The 16,121-nt window shown below is 68.0% G+C and carries 15 protein-coding genes; 8 read left to right on the top strand and 7 right to left on the bottom strand.

Annotation, left to right across the window (positions count from 1 at the left end):
- The coding region (locus tag PEM_RS01220) for a site-specific tyrosine recombinase XerD (protein WP_162911567.1) at window positions 1-919 on the bottom strand (919 nt) is incomplete at its 3' end.
- Between the two features lie 56 nt (window positions 920-975).
- On the opposite strand from PEM_RS01220, the gene PEM_RS01215 reads away from it, so the two are divergent.
- Window positions 976-1,467 (top strand): RDD family protein, encoded by a 492-nt coding sequence (locus PEM_RS01215; protein WP_065179146.1) that lies wholly within the window; start codon window positions 976-978, stop codon window positions 1,465-1,467.
- Between the two features lie 90 nt (window positions 1,468-1,557).
- Here PEM_RS01215 and lptG read toward each other — a convergent pair whose 3' ends face one another.
- Both lptG and lptF read right to left on the bottom strand, forming a co-directional pair.
- Window positions 1,558-2,664: an LPS export ABC transporter permease LptG gene (gene lptG / locus PEM_RS01210; protein ID WP_049414332.1), complete on the bottom strand. Its 1,107-nt coding sequence runs from the start codon at window positions 2,662-2,664 to the stop codon at window positions 1,558-1,560.
- The gene (gene lptF, locus PEM_RS01205; RefSeq protein WP_069139463.1) at window positions 2,661-3,743 is read right to left on the bottom strand and encodes an LPS export ABC transporter permease LptF; all 1,083 of its coding nucleotides are present in this window, start codon (window positions 3,741-3,743) and stop codon (window positions 2,661-2,663) included. The genes lptG and lptF overlap by 4 nt, the downstream gene beginning before the upstream one ends.
- 104 nt (window positions 3,744-3,847) lie before the next feature.
- On the opposite strand from lptF, the gene PEM_RS01200 reads away from it, so the two are divergent.
- The 4 genes from PEM_RS01200 (at window position 3,848) to PEM_RS01185 (ending at window position 9,690) form a co-directional block, all read left to right on the top strand.
- The gene (locus PEM_RS01200) at window positions 3,848-5,326 is read left to right on the top strand and encodes a leucyl aminopeptidase (RefSeq protein ID WP_111126806.1); all 1,479 of its coding nucleotides are present in this window, start codon (window positions 3,848-3,850) and stop codon (window positions 5,324-5,326) included.
- A gap of 82 nt (window positions 5,327-5,408) precedes the next feature.
- Window positions 5,409-5,834: a DNA polymerase III subunit chi gene (locus tag PEM_RS01195; RefSeq protein ID WP_005415211.1), complete on the top strand. Its 426-nt coding sequence runs from the start codon at window positions 5,409-5,411 to the stop codon at window positions 5,832-5,834.
- Window positions 5,835-5,906: 72 nt separating this feature from the next.
- Window positions 5,907-8,735, top strand: a complete 2,829-nt coding sequence (locus PEM_RS01190; RefSeq protein WP_111126808.1) for a valine--tRNA ligase — start codon at window positions 5,907-5,909, stop codon at window positions 8,733-8,735.
- Window positions 8,736-8,868: 133 nt separating this feature from the next.
- Window positions 8,869-9,690, top strand: coding sequence for an EamA family transporter (locus PEM_RS01185; RefSeq protein WP_111126810.1), 822 nt, complete (start codon window positions 8,869-8,871; stop codon window positions 9,688-9,690).
- 45 nt (window positions 9,691-9,735) lie between these two features.
- On the opposite strand, the gene rimI is transcribed toward PEM_RS01185, so the two are convergent.
- Genes rimI through pssA form a run of 3 tightly spaced genes read right to left on the bottom strand, consistent with a single transcriptional unit; the run spans window position 9,736 to window position 11,512 of the window.
- Window positions 9,736-10,233: a ribosomal protein S18-alanine N-acetyltransferase gene (gene rimI / locus PEM_RS01180; protein ID WP_005415208.1), complete on the bottom strand. Its 498-nt coding sequence runs from the start codon at window positions 10,231-10,233 to the stop codon at window positions 9,736-9,738.
- Window positions 10,230-10,682: a hypothetical protein gene (locus PEM_RS01175; RefSeq protein ID WP_050562682.1), complete on the bottom strand. Its 453-nt coding sequence runs from the start codon at window positions 10,680-10,682 to the stop codon at window positions 10,230-10,232. The genes rimI and PEM_RS01175 overlap by 4 nt, the downstream gene beginning before the upstream one ends.
- Window positions 10,683-10,735: 53 nt before the next feature.
- Window positions 10,736-11,512: a CDP-diacylglycerol--serine O-phosphatidyltransferase gene (gene pssA, locus PEM_RS01170; protein WP_005415206.1), complete on the bottom strand. Its 777-nt coding sequence runs from the start codon at window positions 11,510-11,512 to the stop codon at window positions 10,736-10,738.
- Between the two features lie 80 nt (window positions 11,513-11,592).
- Here pssA and PEM_RS01165 point away from each other — a divergent pair, with 80 nt between their 5' ends.
- The 3 genes from PEM_RS01165 to PEM_RS01145 all read left to right on the top strand — a co-directional run bounded on the left by PEM_RS01165 (window position 11,593) and on the right by PEM_RS01145 (window position 14,692).
- Window positions 11,593-11,970 carry a DUF4124 domain-containing protein gene (locus PEM_RS01165; protein ID WP_032953917.1) on the top strand — a complete coding sequence of 126 codons (378 nt, stop codon included), beginning with the start codon at window positions 11,593-11,595 and terminating at the stop codon, window positions 11,968-11,970.
- A gap of 413 nt (window positions 11,971-12,383) precedes the next feature.
- Entirely contained in the window at window positions 12,384-14,087 is a 1,704-nt protein-coding gene (locus tag PEM_RS01150; RefSeq protein WP_005415204.1) for a proline--tRNA ligase, read from the top strand.
- A 221-nt stretch (window positions 14,088-14,308) separates the two neighbouring features.
- The gene (locus PEM_RS01145; protein WP_005415203.1) at window positions 14,309-14,692 is read left to right on the top strand and encodes an H-NS histone family protein; all 384 of its coding nucleotides are present in this window, start codon (window positions 14,309-14,311) and stop codon (window positions 14,690-14,692) included.
- 109 nt (window positions 14,693-14,801) lie between these two features.
- On the opposite strand, the gene PEM_RS01140 is transcribed toward PEM_RS01145, so the two are convergent.
- On the bottom strand, window positions 14,802-16,061 hold the full coding sequence (locus tag PEM_RS01140; protein WP_005415202.1) for a threonine/serine exporter family protein: 1,260 nt from the start codon (window positions 16,059-16,061) through the stop codon (window positions 14,802-14,804).
- Between the last annotated feature and the right edge of the window lie 60 nt (window positions 16,062-16,121).

The following is a 16,121-nucleotide window of genomic DNA, read 5'->3' as shown; positions in this document are numbered from 1 at the left end:
GGTAGATCTGGGTGGTCGACAATGAACTGTGGCCGAGCAGCATCTGCAGCGCGCGCAGGTCGGCACCGCGGTTGAGCAGATGGGTGGCGAAGCTGTGCCGCAGCCCATGCGGGCTGATCCGCGCCGGGTCGATGCCGGCCACCTGTGCGTGGCGCTTGACCAGATGCCAGAACGCCTGCCGGGTCAGCGCATGCAGCGTCGGTTCAATGAACAACGGGGCCTGCCCATCCGCCAGGGCATGCACCTTGCCCTTGCCGACCAGCTGCGGGCGCGACTGCTGCAGGTAACGCTCCAGCCAGTGCTGGGATTCCTCTCCCAGCGGCACCAGCCGTTCCTTGCTGCCCTTGCCGGTGACCCTCAGCACGCCCTGGCGCAGGTTGACCGCCGTCGCGGGCAGCAGCACCAGTTCACTCACGCGCAGGCCGGCGGCATACATCAGTTCCAGCATGGCGCGATCGCGCAGGCCCAATGGGCTGTCGACGTCCGGGGCCGCCAGCAGCGCATCGATCTGGCTCTCGGCCAGCGCCTTGGGCAGCAGCCGTGGCAACTTCGGCGGGTCCAGCAGCGCGCTGGGATCCTCGCTGCGTTCGCCGCGGCGCACGCCATCGGCGAAGAACGCCCGCAACGCCGACAGCAGGCGCGCGTTGCTGCGCGGTGACCAGCCATGCCGGGTGCGCCAGGCCAGATAATCGAACAACCCAGGACGCTCGATGCCGGCCAGGCCACCGTCGCGCCCATCCATCCAGCGCGCCAGCCCTTCCAGGTCACGCCGGTAACTGTCGAGGGTGGCACGGGCCAGGCCGTTCTCGGCCCAGATCGCATCGAGGAAGCGCTGGATGCGCACGCCGTCGTCGGCGCGAAGCTCGGGCAGTTGCTGGACCAGCTGGCGGCGTTCTGCGGGGGTGGAGACAAGGGCCATGCGTGCAGGATACGAGGGCCACTGCGGGCACGGCCAGCTTTGCGTATGCTCGGCGCATGTCCCGCCCTGCCACCGACACGGCCCCTGCGGCCGCTACCGAAATGCCCCGCCCACGTGCCTTGTTGGCCTGGCGCGTGCTGGCGATGGTCTACGACGCACTGCCGGTGCTGGCGCTGTGGATGCTGGCCGGCACGCTGTTCACCCTCGCCTACACCTTCAGCGGCCACGCGCAACGCGAGAACATCGCGCCGTTCAGTGCCTGGCAGTGGCTGCTGTGGGCGGTGTGCTGGGCGATCACGGGCTGGTACGCGACGGCCAGCTGGCGCCGCGGTGGACAGACCCTGGGCATGCGCCCGTGGCGGCTGACAGTGCGATCAATCGATGGCACGCCGTTGCGGCGCGGCCAGTTGTGGCTGCGCTTTGCGGTGGGCACGCTGTCCCTGCTGCTGGGCGGACTGGGATTCTGGTGGGCGTGGGTCGACCGCCAACGCCTGACCTGGCACGACCGCGCCAGCGGTACCCGCCTGGTGCGGATGCCGAAACGGTAAGGCGCTGTCTGTAGCGCCGAGCCCGTGCTCGGCTGCTTTCCGCACTGTACGTGACAGCCGAGCACAGGCTCGGCTCTACAACAATCAGAATCAGCCCGACTTGCGCCGGAACAGAAGTCCGGATACCGCCAGCATCACGATCGGCGGCAACGCGTAGGCAATGCGGTAATCGAACTTCAGCGCGCCGGCCATGCGGCCGAAGAACAGCTGCAGCAGCCAGAAGCCCAATGCGAACAGGATGCCCAGGAACAAGCGCTTGCCCATGCCGCCGCTGCGCAGCGATCCGAACGCGAACGGCACCGCCGCCAGGCACAGGGCCAGCACGTTCACCGGATAGAACCAGCGGCTCCAGTACACATCCTCGAAATCGCGCGCGTCCAGCCCGTTGCGTTCGCGGTAGGCAATGCTGGTGCTCAGCTCGGACACGCTGAGGTTGCGCGGCTTGGCGATACCGGTCGCCAGCGCGGCCGGGTCCAACTTCGAGTTCCAGGGCTCACGTGCCACTTCCTGACGGGTTGCCGAGCGCTCGCCAAAGGTGTCGCGGCGCACGCCGGTCAACACCCAGCCGTCCTTGTCGTGCTCGGCGGTGGCGGCATGGGTCAACGAGGCGATCTTGCCGTCTTCGGCGACCCGGTACAGGCGCACATCACGCAGGATCAGCCGCGTGCCCTTGTCGCCCACCAGCTGCTCCTCGCCGCTCTGCGCATTGAGGAAGGTGTCGCCTTCGCGTGCCCACAGCCCCGAGTAACGGGTAGTGGCAATATCCCGCCCCCATTTGGCGCTGGATTTCAGCGCATCGGCACGGTCCTGGCCCCACGGGCCCAGCGTCTCGGCGCTGAGCACCATCACCGCGGTCAGCAGCGACAGCGCAATCGCCACCGACACGCTCAGGCGCTTGCGCGACAGGCCCAGGGCACGCAGTGCGGTCAGCTCCGAGGTCGCGGCCAGCTGGCCCAGGCCCATCAGTGCGCCGATCACCGCGGCCGTCGGGAACATCGTGTAGGCGCGGCGCGGCACGGTGTACAGCACCCACGCGGCGGCATGGCCCAGGGTGTAGCCGTTCTTGCCGATGTCCTTGAACTCGCCGGAGAAGGCCATCACCACGTCCAGGCCCACCAGCACCGCCCAGGTCAGCAGCACGGTGGTGAACACCGACCGGCCCAGGTACAGGTCGAAACGCATCGGGCGCAGCCTCATGCGCGGGCTCCCTTCGGGCGGGCCAGGCGGCCATCACGTACATACATCCAGATCGCCAGCGCCAGCAGCGGCAGGGTCAACCACCACAGGCCGAGCGCGGGCGGAATCTTGCCGTTGGCAATCCAGCCGCTGCCGATGAACATCAGGTTGGTGCCCACCATGTAGGCCAGCAGGGCCAGCATCATGCGTCCATAGCGCTGCTGGCGCGGCGAGCTGCGGCCCAGCGGCACGGTCAGCAGGGCGAACGCCAGCGCGATCAGCGGCGGTGCCAGCCGGCGATGCAGCTGCGCCTGCGCCTGCGGCCGTGCATCACCGACCAACTGCAGGGTCGGCATCAGTTCCGGGTCGTCCTCGGTGCGGGTCTGTGCGCCATCGGGCAGGGCCACGTCGTTGCGGGCGAAGGTCGCCAGCCGGTAATCCAGCCCAGCGGCCACCGGGCCTTCCACCTGGTGGCCATCATCCAGCTCCAGGAAACGCTGGCGGGTGCCCTCGAAGTACATGCGGCCACTGTTGGCCGACACCACTTCCAGGCGATCGTCCTTCTGCCGCTGCATGAACACCTTGCCCAGCTCGGTGCCGTCAGGCGAGATCGAGGACAGGTAGACCACGCCGCCATTGGGCAGCGGCGTGAACCGGCCCGGCTCCAGGCCGGCCATCAGCACGCTGCGGTTGGCCTCGATGATCATCTGCTCGGCCACCCGGCCTGCCCACGGGCCCAGCCACAGCGAGCAGGCGCCGACCAGCAGCACCACCGGCACCACCAGCATCAGCAGCGGCCGCAGCAGTCGCTTGGGGCCGACACCAATGGCGGTGATGACCGCCATTTCCGAGTCGCGGTACAGCCGCGCCACGGCCAGCAGCAGGCCCAGCATCAGTGCCAGCGGCAGGATCAGCGGCAGGTAGGCGATGAACTGCAGGCCCAGCTGGGAGAACAGCAGCTTGGCCGGCAGGCGTCCGTCGGCGATGTTGCCGAGGATGTCCACCAGCACGCCGCCCACGCTGACCACCAGCAGGACGATCAGGGTAGCCAGGAAACTCTGGACGAAATCGCCCAGCAGGTATCGGTCGAGCTTCAGCATGGGGCGGTGGTTTAAACTCTGGGGTTCGTTCGCGGTGCCGCCCAGTCTACTGTCTGGGCGTAAACGGCCTGCGATTGTACGGACTCGCCAATGGAATCTGCTCAATGGCCCTCGAATTCACCCTGAACCACGTTGCTCCGGCCGCCGCCACCGTTGATTGCCTGGTGGTCGGCGCGTATGCCGACCATACCCTGACCCCGGCCGCGCAGGCCCTGGATGCCGCCAGCGGTGGCCGCCTGGCGGCCCTGGCCGAGCGTGGCGACCTGTCCGGCAAGACCGGCGCAACCACCCTGCTGCACGACCTTCCGGGCGTGACCGCCCCGCGCGTGCTGGTGGTCGGCCTCGGTGAAGCCGCCCGTTTCGGCGTGCCGCAATACCTGAAGGCCGTGGGCGACGCCGTGCGCGCGCTGAAGGCCGGCGCCACCCGCAGCGCACTGTTCACCCTGTCCGAAGTGGCGGTGAAGGACCGCGACGCGGCCTGGGCGATCCGTCAGGCGGTGATCGCCGCCGATCACGCCGCCTACCGCTATACCGCCACCCTGGGCAAGAAGAAGGCCGACGACGCCGGTCTGACCCAGCTGGCCATCGCCGGTGACGACGCGCAGGCGCTGGCTCAGGGCCAGGCCATTGCCGCCGGCGTCGAGTTCGCCCGTGAGCTGGGCAACCTGCCGCCGAACTACTGCACCCCGGCCTATCTGGCCGACGTGGGCGTGAAGTTCGCCGGCGAGCACGAGGGTGCCGAAGCCGAGATCCTCGACGAGCACCAGATGGAAGCGCTGGGCATGGGCTCGCTGCTGGCCGTGGCCCGTGGCTCGGCCAACCGCCCGCGCCTGGTCGTGCTGAAGTGGAACAATGGCGGTGACGCCAAGCCGTACGTGCTGGTCGGCAAGGGCATCACCTTCGATACCGGTGGCGTCAACCTGAAGACCCAGGGCGGCATCGAGGAAATGAAGTACGACATGTGCGGTGGCGCCAACGTCATCGGCACCTTCGTCGCTGCGGTCAAGGCCAAGCTGCCGCTGAACCTCGTCGTGGTGGTCCCGGCGGTGGAAAACGCCATTGATGGCAACGCCTATCGTCCGTCGGACGTGATCACCTCGATGTCGGGCAAGACCATCGAAGTCGGCAACACTGACGCCGAAGGCCGCCTGATCCTGTGCGACGCGCTGACCTACGCGCAGCGCTTCGAACCGGCCGCGCTGGTCGACGTCGCCACCCTGACCGGTGCCTGCATGGTCGCCCTCGGCCACCAGACCGCCGGCCTGATGAGCAAGCACGATGACCTGGCCAACGAGCTGCTGGCCGCCGGCGAGCACGTGTTCGACCGCGCCTGGCGCCTGCCGCTGTGGGACGAGTACCAGCCGATGCTGGATTCGAGCTTCGCCGACGTCTACAACATCGGTGGCCGCTGGGCCGGCGCGATCACCGCCGGCTGCTTCCTGTCGCGCTTCGCCGAAGGCCAGCGCTGGGCCCATCTGGACATCGCCGGCGTGGCCAGCGATGAAGGCAAGCGTGGCATGGCCACCGGCCGCCCGGTCGGCCTGCTGAGCCAATGGCTGCTGGACCAGGCCGCCCGCGCCTGATGCCGTACCCGACCCTGGCCGGCAGACGCCGGCCGGGGCCTCGCCCGGCACTGCCGGGCCCCTGCCTGACCCGGACCCTGCCATGCCCCGCGCCGACTTCTACCTGATCGCCAAGCCCCGCTTCCTGACCGAGCCGCTGCGCCTGGTCTGTGAGCTGGCGCGCAAGGCCAACGACGCCGGGTTGTTCACCCTGGTGCTGGCCCGTGACCAGGCCCAGGCCGAGGAGCTGGACGAGCTGCTGTGGGCGTTCGACAACGACGCCTACATCCCGCACCAGATCGCCGGCGAAGACATGGACGAGGAAGAGGCCCTGGTACTGATCGCGGTACCCGGCACCGAGGCACCGGCGCGTCCGCTGGTGATCAACCTGCGCGACGAGCCCTGGCTGGGCCAGTGCGAGCGCGTGCTGGAAGTGGTGCCGGCCGATCCGGAAGCGCGCGAACCGCTGCGCGAGCGCTGGCGCCAGTACAAGGCCGCCGGTTACGACCTGAACAAGCACGACATGTGAGCGCGCCCCGGCCCCCTTGATGGGCCGCCGCCGCGCCCTGATCCTTCAACGATTACCTCCTGGTTCCCCCGCATGACCCAACTCGCCTCCAGCTACGACCCGAAGTCCTTCGAGACCGACCTCTACGAGGCCTGGGAGAAGGCCGGCCACTTCAAGCCGTCCGGCACGGGCGAGCCGTACACCATCCTGCTGCCGCCGCCGAACGTGACCGGCACCCTGCACATGGGCCACGCCTTCCAGCAGACCCTGATGGACGCGCTGGTGCGCTACCACCGCATGCGCGGCTACGACACGCTGTGGCAGGTCGGTACCGACCACGCCGGCATCGCCACCGAAATGGTGGTCAGCCGCAACCTGGCGCTGGAAGGCAAGGGCGAGACCCGCGATTCGCTGGGCCGCGAGGGCTTCATCGGCAAGGTCTGGGAGTGGAAGCAGCAGTCCGGCGACACCATCGAACGCCAGATGCGTCGCCTTGGCACCTCCGCCGACTGGTCGCGCAGCACCTTCACCATGGACCCGCAGCCGTCGGCGGCAGTCAATGAAGCCTTCGTGCGCTGGTACGAGCAGGGCCTGATCTACCGCGGCCAGCGCCTGGTGAACTGGGACCCGGTGCTGAAGACCGCCATTTCCGACCTGGAAGTGGAGAGCGCCGAGGAAGACGGCTTCCTGTGGTCGATCGCCTACACGCTGGACGAAGGCCTGAGCTACGAGCACGTCGAGCGCGATGCCGACGGCGTGGAAACGCTGCGCGAAACCCGCGACTATCTGGTCGTCGCCACCACCCGCCCGGAAACCCTGCTGGGCGATACCGCGGTAATGGTGCACCCGGAGGACGAGCGCTATGCGCACCTGATCGGCAAGAGCGTGGTGCTGCCGCTGACTGGCCGCCGCGTGCCGGTGATCGCCGACGACTACGTGGACCGCGCGTTCGGCACCGGCGTGGTCAAGGTCACCCCGGCGCATGATTTCAACGACTACGAAGTGGGCGTGCGCCACAGCCTGCCGATGATCAACCTGTTCACCCCGGTGGCGGCGCTGAACGAGAATGCGCCGGAACGCTTCCAGGGCCTGGACCGCTATGAAGCACGCAAGGCCGTGCTGGCCGAACTGGAAGACCTGGGCATCCTGGTCGAGACCAAGGCGCACAAGCTGCAGGTGCCGCGCGGCGACCGTACCGGCCAGGTGATCGAGCCGTACCTGACCGACCAGTGGTTCGTGAAGATGGACGACCTGGCCAAGCGTGGCCTGGAACTGGTCGAGGACGGAAGCATTTCCTTCGTGCCGCCGAACTGGATCAACACCTACCGCCACTGGATGAACAACATCCAGGACTGGTGCATCAGCCGCCAGCTGTGGTGGGGCCACCGTATCCCGGCGTGGTTCGATGCCGCCACCGGCAACTGCTACGTCGGTCGCAGCGAGGAGGACGTGCGCGCGAAGCACAACCTGGGCAGCGACGTGGTGCTGAACCAGGAAAGCGACGTGCTGGAGACCTGGTTCTCCTCGCAGCTGTGGCCGTTCTCCACCCTGGGCTGGCCGAATGAGCAGGCCATGGCTGAGCGCGGCTTCGACCGCTACCTGCCATCGTCGGTGCTGATCACCGGCTTCGACATCATCTTCTTCTGGGTGGCGCGCATGATCATGGCCACCGACAACCTGGTCGGGAAGATCCCGTTCAAGGACGTCTACTTCACCGGCCTGATCCGCGACGGCCAGGGCCAGAAGATGTCCAAGAGCAAGGGCAACGTGCTCGACCCGCTGGACATCATCGACGGCATCACCATCGACGATCTGGTCGCCAAGCGCACCGGCGGCCTGATGCAGCCGAAGATGGTCGAGAAGATCGAGAAGGCCACCCGCAAGGAATTCCCGGACGGCATCGCCGCCCACGGTGCCGACGCGCTGCGCTTCACCATCGCCGCGCTGGCCACCCACGGCCGCGACATCAAGTTCGACATGAACCGCGCCGAGGGCTACAAGAACTTCTGCAACAAGCTGTGGAACGCCAGCCGCTTCGCCCTGATGAACACCGAAGGCGCTGCGTTCACCGGCGTGCCCAAGCCGCGCACCGATGCCGAGCGCTGGGTCCTCGCGCGCCTGGCCGCCACCACCGCCGAAGCTCAGGGCCATTTCGCCGCGTATCGCTTCGACCTGCTGGCGCAGTGCCTGTACGAGTTCGCCTGGAACGCGTTCTGCGACTGGTTCCTGGAGCTGAGCAAGCCGGCCTTGAACGGTGCCGACGCGGCTGATGCCGAAAGCACCCGCCACACCTTGCTGTACGTGCTGGAAGCACTGCTGCGCCTGCTGCACCCGCTCACGCCGTTCATCACCGAACAGCTGTGGCAGCAGCTGGCCCCGCGCCTGGGCCTGGTCGAAACCACGCTGTCGCTGCGCCCTTACCCGACCGCCGCCGAATTCGCCGGTGATTTCGCCCAGGCCGAGGCCGACGTGGAATGGCTGAAGGCGGTGATCAGTGCCGTGCGCCGCGTGCGCAGTGAGCTGAACGTCGCACCGTCCAAGCTGGTGCCGCTGCGCCTGCAGGCCGGCCTGGCACAGGACCGCGTGCGTATTGAACGCTTCAGCGCTTCGCTGTCGTTCCTGCTGAAGCTGGACAGCATCCAGTGGCTGGCCGAAGGCGAAAGCGCACCGCCGGCGGCCGCCGCGATCGTGGGCGAGCTGAAGCTGCTGGTGCCGCTGGAAGGCCTGGTCGATCTCGATGCCGAGCGCGTGCGCCTGGACAAGGAAATCGCTCGCGTCGAAGCCGAAAAGGAGAAGAGCGAGACCAAGCTGGCCAAGTTCACCGACAAGGTGCCGCCGGCCGTGGTCGAGCAGGAACGCGTGCGCCTGGCCGACTGGAACACCCAGCTGGCCGGCCTGCGCGAACAGCGCGCGAAGCTGTAACGCCGCGCTCTGGTGCGTGCCAACCAAGGTTGGCACCTACCACGCCGGGAGAGGTTGGCACCCACCCAAGCGGAATCGGAAACGCCGGGCGATGCCCGGCGTTTCCATTTCCGCCGCATGGCATCATCGCCGGATGCCTCTTTCGATCTTCCTGCTGGTTCTCGCCGCTGCGGCACTGCATGCCAGCTGGAATGCGATCGTCAAGCGCGGGCCGGACAAGTTCCTCGGCACCGTGCTGGTCACCGGCAGCGCCGCGCTGCTGTCGGCCGCCGCCCTGCCCTTCCTGCCTTTTCCCGCCGCGCACAGCTGGCCCTGGCTGGGCGCATCGGTGCTGTTGCAGGTGATCTATTACGGGCTGGTCGCACGCTGTTACCAGCAGGTCGACATGAGCCTGGCCTACCCGCTGATGCGTGGCAGCGCGCCGATCCTGGTCGCACTGGCGGGCACCCTGCTCGGTGAACCATTGCCCGCCGCAGCGTGGCTGGGTGTGGTGCTGGTGAGCACCGGCATCCTGTGCATGGCAGTGGGTGCGCGTGGCGGCCAACTGCGCCTGCCGCTGCTGACCGCAGCGATGATCGCCACCTACACGCTGGTCGATGCGCAGGGTGCGCGCCAGTCCGGCAGCGCGCTCAGCTACACGCTGTGGTTGTTCCTGCTGTCGGGCGTTCCGCTGCCGCTGTGGGCGTTGTACACGCGCGGCGGCGCGGTACTGGACTATGCGCGGCAGCATTGGCCGCTGGGACTGGCCGGTGGCGTCGGCACCACCGCCTCCTATGCGATGGCGTTGTGGGCCATGACCCAGGCGCCGGTGGCGATGATCTCGGCGCTGCGCGAATCCTCGATCCTGTTCGCGCTGCTGATCTCGGTGTTCCTGCTGCGCGAACGGATACCACGCGCGCGCTGGCTGGCAGCGTCGCTCATCGTCGGTGGCGTGCTGGCGTTGCGCCTGGCGTGATGGGCGCGTTGGTAGTGCCGGCCGCTGGCCGGCAACCCGTCTGCGTCACAGCGGCGGCATCACCTGCAGGTCGCCGTCGACCAGCTCGATGGCCATCACCACCGCGTCCTCGCGGCCCTGTGCGGCCGGATAGTAACGCGGGCGGCGGCCGATCTCGTTGAAGCCTTCGCTGTGGTACAGCGCCAGCGCCGGCGTGTTGGACGGACGCACCTCCAGGAAGACGCGCTGGGCACCACGGTCGGCGGCCAGTTGCACCATCGCGCGCAGCAGCTGGCGGCCCAGCCCGCGCGACTGTGCCAGCGGGTCGATGCAGATGTTGAGCACGTGCGCTTCATCCGCGGCGATGCTGAGCACGCCATAGCCGACCAGCAGGCCATCGCGCTCCATCGCCAGGCCGGGATAGCCGGCGCGCAGGCAGTCGATGAAGATGCCGCGGGTCCAGGGAAAAGGATAGCCCCGCAGCTCGATCGCCATCACAGCATTGAGGTCGCTCTCGCGCAGCGCACGCAGGCTGACCGGGCCGGGCCGGGTCACCGCGCTCACCGCGCACCCCGCTTGCGCAGGGCACGCAGCTGCGGCCACAGCGCACGCTTGGCGGCCGGGTCACGGCGCAGCTGGTCCAGCGGCCAGCTGTCCATCAGCACCTGCGTCGCCGGGTCGTTCGGGTTGCAGCCGGACGCGCGCAGCAGCGCGATCTGCAGGCGATCGGGCAGGCGTACCACCGGCTGTCGTGCGTTGCCGCTGGGCAGCGGGCGCTCAGCCGCCGGCACGGTATCCGGGGCACTGACCGGCGTTTCGCGGCGCGGCGGAGCCGGGCGTTCCGCGCGTACTGCGGTCGCGGTCGCGGCGCGGGCGTCGCGCGGCGGCACAGCGGCCCGCACCGGCTCCGGTTCCGGCGGGGCAACACTGGCCTCGGCTTCGGCCACGCTCAACTGCAATGCGGCATCCAGCTCGGCAGCCAGCTGGCCGTCGTGATAGACGGTATAGCCCATGGCCTGCAGCCAGGCCTGCTGGGCCGGCGACCACAGCACGGGCAGGTCCTGGCTCACGCGGCCTCGGGCTTCTTGCGCAGGCGCTGCACGGCCCACATCACCGGGCCGGACAGGGCGTACAGGATGCCGACCGCGAACAGCACGCGCGGCAGGTCGATCACCGCGATGGCAATGGCGACCGGCACCAGCGCCAGCACCAGGAACGGCACGCGATCCGAACGGGTGCCCTTGGCCGCGCCGCCCTTGAAGCTCCAGAAACGGATACGGCTGACCATCAGCAGCGCAGCGATGATCGTCACCGCCAGCGCCACGTAGCGCAGCTGGTTGCCATCCCAGCCCAGGTTGCCGTCGGCGAACGCCCAGACGAAGGACATCATCAGGCCCGCTGCGGCCGGGCTGGCCAGGCCAACGAACCAGCGCTTGTCGACCACCGCCACCTGCGTGTTGAAGCGGGCCAGGCGCAGTGCCGCGCAGGCCGCATACAGGAAGGCCACGGCCCAGCCGACGCGGCCGAGCAGCGGATCATCGAACTTCAGCCACGACAGCGACCAGTGGTACATCACCAGCGCCGGGGCCATGCCGAAGCTGACCAGGTCGGCCAGCGAGTCGTACTGCACGCCGAATTCGCTGCTGGTACCGGTCAGGCGCGCCACGCGCCCGTCCAGGCCATCCATCACCGCCGCCACGAACACGGCGATGCTGGCATTGACGAAATCCCCGTTGGCCGCGGCGATGATCGCGTAGAAACCGGCGAACAGGCCGGCGGTGGTGAACAGGTTGGGCAGCAGGTAAATCGTGCGCGAGCGCGGCGGCGGTGTGATCGGGTCCATGGAATCCAGTTTAATCGACTTGCCAGTGCTCGGCGCCAATGCTGCAATCGGCGTTCTACGCCCATTCCGTGGAGTTTGCCATGCGTGCCCTGTCCTGCCTTGGATGCCTGCTGCTGTTGGCCAGTGCCAACGCCGTGGCCGGTCCCGTCTACAAATGGAAGGACGCCCATGGCGTGACCCAGTACTCGGAGACCCCACCGGCGGGCAAGAAGTACGAGACCCGCGAGCAGGCCCGAACCCCGCAGGCCGCGGCCAGCACCGAGACCCCGGCCGCCCCGGTTCCCGAGCAGTGCAGCACGGCCCGGGCCAACCTGGCCCTGCTGGACGGCGGTGGCCAGGTGATGCAGGACACCGATGGTGATGGCAAGGCCGATACCCCGTTGACCCCGGAGCAGCACACCGCGCAGAAGGGATTGGCGGAGGCGGCCATCAAGGCTTACTGCCCACCGGCCGGTTAAGGGTATCGGCAGGGCTGCGCCCTGCACCTGCCGAGGCTGCAAGCAACGGCAACGTCAAAAGCGGGCATTCCGTGGAATGGCGGGGCGGTGTCGGATTGCGGGGACGCCGCAAGTACGTCCATGTAGCAACTGTGTTGACGGAGGGGCCTGGCCCCTCCATGAGACGGGCACGGTAGGGGTCCGGTTGCGGGAGTGTCCGCGGCATGGATGCCGCGGCCAAGCCCCCATGGATGGGTTTACGGCGTCTCCCGCAACCGGACCCACCCCGCCATCCCACGGGAAACCCGCTGTTGCTTCTGAGGTTGCCGGCCAGCGGCCGGCACTACGGCGGGTGCAGGGCGCAGCCCTGCCGATACCCCTCCCCCCGGCCGGGCTGGCAGAATAGACGTCTCTGCCGTTATCCGAAGCCGACGATGCGCCTCTCCCAGTTCCACCTGCACACCACCAAGGAAACCCCCAGCGACGCCGAGCTGACCAGCCACCGGCTGATGCTGCGCGCGGGCATGATCCGCAAGCTGGCATCGGGCCTGTACACCTGGTCGCCGCTGGGCCTGCGCGTGCTGCGCAAGGTCGAGCGCATCGTGCGCGAGGAAATGGACCGGGCCGGCGCGGTGGAATTCCAGATCCCGACCATCCAGCCGAAGGAACTGTGGGAGCAGACCGGCCGCTGGCAGAAGTTCGGCCCGCAGCTGCTGAAGATCAAGGACCGCAAGGACCAGGTGTTCTGCTACAGCCCGACCGCCGAAGAAGCCGCCTGCGACTTCGCGCGCAGCGAGCTTTCCAGCTACAAGCAGCTGCCGGTGAACTTCTATCAGGTGCAGACCAAGTTCCGCGACGAGATCCGCCCGCGCTTCGGCGTGATGCGCGCGCGCGAGTTCCTGATGAAGGACGCCTATTCGTTCCACCTGCACGATGAGTGCCTGGTGCGCGAATACGAGAACATGAAGTCGGCCTACAGCCGCATCTTCACCCGCCTCGGCCTGGACTTCCGCATGGTGCAGGCGGACTCCGGCGCGATCGGCGGCGATGCCTCGCAGGAATTCCACGTGATCGCCGATTCCGGCGAAGACGCGCTGGTGTTCTCCACCGGTTCGGACTACGCGGCGAACATGGAGGCGGCGATCGCCGCCGATCCGGCACCGCGTGCGGCCGCCACCGAAACAATGCGCAAGGTGGATACCCCCACCCAGAAGACCTGCGAGGACGTCGCGGCCCTGCTCGGCATCGACCTGCAGCGCACGGTGAAGTCGGTGGCACTGATCGCCGGCGAAGGCGAGGCACAGCAGTTCGTGCTGGTGCTGGTGCGTGGCGACCATGAGGTCAATGAGATCAAGCTGGCCAAGGTGGCCGGGCTGGACGAGCAACGCTTCGCCAGCGAGGCGGAAATCGCCGAGCACCTGGGCAGCGTGCCAGGCTTCCTCGGCCCGGTCGCGCCGGCCAAGGCCATCCGCGTGGTCGCCGATCGCGAAGTGGCGGCAATGGCCGACTTCGTCGTCGGCGCCAACGAGGCCGGTTTCCACCTGGCCGGCGTCAACTGGGGCCGCGACCTGCCGGAACCGGAAGTGGCCGACATCCGCAACGTGCGTGCCGGCGATCGTGCCGTGGACGGCGGTGAACTGAAGATCGCCCGTGGCATCGAAGTCGGCCACGTGTTCCAGCTCGGCCGCAAGTACGCCGAAGCGCTGGATGCCACCGTGCTGGATGAAAACGGCAAGGCGGCGGTGATGGCGATGGGCTGCTACGGTATCGGTATCTCGCGCGTGGTGGCTGCCGCGATCGAACAGAACCATGACGATGCCGGCATCATCTGGCCGGACGCGATGGCGCCGTGGCAGGTCGTGGTGTGCGTGATCAACCCGAAGGGCGATGCCGCCGTGGCCGACGCTGCAGCCAACCTGCTGCAGGAGCTGCGCGACGCCGGCCTGGACGCCGCGCTCGACGATCGCGGCCTGCGCCCGGGCGCGATGTTCGCCGACATGGAACTGATCGGCATCCCGCACCGCGTGGTGGTCAGCGAACGCGGCCTGGCCGCCGGCACCTACGAGTACCGCGCGCGCCGCGCCAGCGAGGCGGAGAGCCTGGACAAGGCCACCCTGCTGCAGCGACTGCAGGGCTGACGTGGAAAGACCGGGGCCTGCCCCGGTCTTTTTTTTCTGCCCGCGGCCTTCGCCGATATTGCAGCGGACATAATCCGGTCAATATCGCCGCCACGTCGCTGGTATGCCGCCACGGCATGTCCTGCCTGCATTTGTGCTGTGATTAATTCATCTCTATTCTGTCCGCCGACGCCATGGACTGGCTTGTCCCGTCCACACATTAGTTTCCGGAGTAACCGTAAATGAGCATTGACCTGACCGGCCTGTCAGCACGCGAGCTGGGCGCCCTGATCCGTACCGCCAAGAAGCAGCAGACCATCGTCGCCAAGCGCCGGCCGATCACCAAGGTGCGCGCCCAGCTGACCAAGCTGGCCAAGACCGAGGGCTACACCATCGAGGAACTGTTCGGCGACGCCCCGGCCCCGCGCGCGCGCAAGGTGGCCAAGGTCGCCAAGGCACCGTCGAAGACCGCCGGCCGCAAGCTGGGCAAGGTTGCCCCGAAGTACCGCAACCCGGCCAACCCCAAGGAAACCTGGACCGGCCGTGGCAAGCAGCCGCGCTGGATGGCTGAACTGACCGCCAAGGGCAACAAGAAGCCGGAAGATTTCCTGATCAAGAAGGCCTGAGGCCGGATCGGGGAGCAATGAAAAACGCCGGCGAAAGCCGGCGTTTCCTGTTTGTAGAGCCGCGCCCACGCTCGGCTATCCATATATACAAAGCCGAGCATGGGCTCGGCTACAGGGTCTTGCGCGCCGGCATCAGCAGGTTGCCGAACAGCAGGCCCGCCACCAGCGCCATCACCACGTTCAGAACGGTGAGGAACACGCTCTGGCCGGCGCCCACGTCCTGCTGCTGGACCAGGGTCAGCACGCCACGCAGGCTGGTGCTGCCGGGCACCATCATGATGATGCCCGGCAGGCGGATGATCGCGCCCGGACGCCCGACCAGGCGTCCGAACAGGTTGCCACCGGCGGTCAGCAGCATTGCCGACAGGAAGATACCGGCCGGTGCGCCCCAGGCGTGGCCGCCGAACTTGGAGATCGCATAACCGGCCACCGAGGCGGCAATCACCCACGGATAATCGCGGCGATTGGCCTTGAACAGCATCGCGAAGGCAAACGCGGCGGTCAGCAGCGAGCCCCATTCCACCCACGGCCCCTGCGGCCGCGCGGCCCGGATCACCGGATCCAGGCCGAGCACATCGGCCAGGGTCACCGCGATCATCGCGCCGACGCTGAGCTTCATGATGGTGGTCAGCGCGCCGGCAAAGCGCGCGGTGCCCGATACCCAGTGCTGGCTGGCCAGTTCGTTGACCGCATTGGTCAGCGACATGCCGGGCAGCAGCACCACCAGCGAGGCGATGATCACCGTATTGAGGTTGAGCGCGCCGATGAAGGACGCCACCAGGGTGGCGACCATGCCGGCCAGCAGCGCGGCCAGTGCCTCGGCGGCTTCGCGGGTGGCCGGGCGGCGATCGGTGACCATGCCGAGCAGGCCGATCATCAGGCCGATGACACCGGCGGTGGCGATGTCCAGCCACGGCAGCTTCCACATGCCGGCCACGCCCGCCGCGCCGAGGCTGAACGACAGGATCGTGCGCAGCTTGCCGCGCCGGCCCGGATCCTTGTCCAGCTGGCGCAGCGCAGTGTGGCCCTGGGCGATGCTCATCCGCCCGTTGGACACTTCTTCGGCGATGTGGTCGGCAACGCTGAGCTTGTGCAGGTCGTTCTCACCCGGTGCCAGGCGGATCACGCGGGTGATGTCGCTGGAGCCGATCGCCTGGGCCGGATCGCTGAAGCTGAGGATGATACCGGTGGGATTCGACCACGGTTCACAATCCAGATCGAGCTGGCGGGCCAGGGCAACCACCGCCGTTTCCAGGCGCTGGGCCGTGGTGCCATAGCTGTGCAGGCGTCCGGCGATCTCGGAAACGAAGGCCACGCGCTGTGCGTAGGTGGCCTGGGGTGTGGGGATCGTGTGAGCATCTGCGGACATGCGCCGTAGTATTACCTACGCTGGGGCCCGCCGGAGAAATTCATCCAAGTTCGACGCGAA

Origin of the sequence: Stenotrophomonas sp. Pemsol, from assembly GCF_003586545.1 — a bacterium.
Classification (GTDB): Bacteria; Pseudomonadota; Gammaproteobacteria; order Xanthomonadales; family Xanthomonadaceae; genus Stenotrophomonas; species Stenotrophomonas sepilia.
This window is presented reverse-complemented; position numbering and strand designations above follow the sequence as displayed.

What these genes read in the sequence shown, in the direction of transcription:
- PEM_RS01215 (WP_065179146.1), top strand. Translation starts at nt 976, where the DNA reads ATGTCCCGCCCTGCCACCGACACGGCCCCTGCGGCCGCTACCGAAATG.
- lptG (WP_049414332.1), bottom strand. Translation starts at nt 2,664, where the DNA reads ATGAGGCTGCGCCCGATGCGTTTCGACCTGTACCTGGGCCGGTCGGTG.
- lptF (WP_069139463.1), bottom strand. Translation starts at nt 3,743, where the DNA reads ATGCTGAAGCTCGACCGATACCTGCTGGGCGATTTCGTCCAGAGTTTC.
- PEM_RS01200 (WP_111126806.1), top strand. Translation starts at nt 3,848, where the DNA reads ATGGCCCTCGAATTCACCCTGAACCACGTTGCTCCGGCCGCCGCCACC.
- PEM_RS01195 (WP_005415211.1), top strand. Translation starts at nt 5,409, where the DNA reads ATGCCCCGCGCCGACTTCTACCTGATCGCCAAGCCCCGCTTCCTGACC.
- PEM_RS01190 (WP_111126808.1), top strand. Translation starts at nt 5,907, where the DNA reads ATGACCCAACTCGCCTCCAGCTACGACCCGAAGTCCTTCGAGACCGAC.
- PEM_RS01185 (WP_111126810.1), top strand. Translation starts at nt 8,869, where the DNA reads ATGCCTCTTTCGATCTTCCTGCTGGTTCTCGCCGCTGCGGCACTGCAT.
- PEM_RS01175 (WP_050562682.1), bottom strand. Translation starts at nt 10,682, where the DNA reads ATGGGCTATACCGTCTATCACGACGGCCAGCTGGCTGCCGAGCTGGAT.
- pssA (WP_005415206.1), bottom strand. Translation starts at nt 11,512, where the DNA reads ATGGACCCGATCACACCGCCGCCGCGCTCGCGCACGATTTACCTGCTG.
- PEM_RS01165 (WP_032953917.1), top strand. Translation starts at nt 11,593, where the DNA reads ATGCGTGCCCTGTCCTGCCTTGGATGCCTGCTGCTGTTGGCCAGTGCC.
- PEM_RS01150 (WP_005415204.1), top strand. Translation starts at nt 12,384, where the DNA reads ATGCGCCTCTCCCAGTTCCACCTGCACACCACCAAGGAAACCCCCAGC.
- PEM_RS01145 (WP_005415203.1), top strand. Translation starts at nt 14,309, where the DNA reads ATGAGCATTGACCTGACCGGCCTGTCAGCACGCGAGCTGGGCGCCCTG.
- PEM_RS01140 (WP_005415202.1), bottom strand. Translation starts at nt 16,061, where the DNA reads ATGTCCGCAGATGCTCACACGATCCCCACACCCCAGGCCACCTACGCA.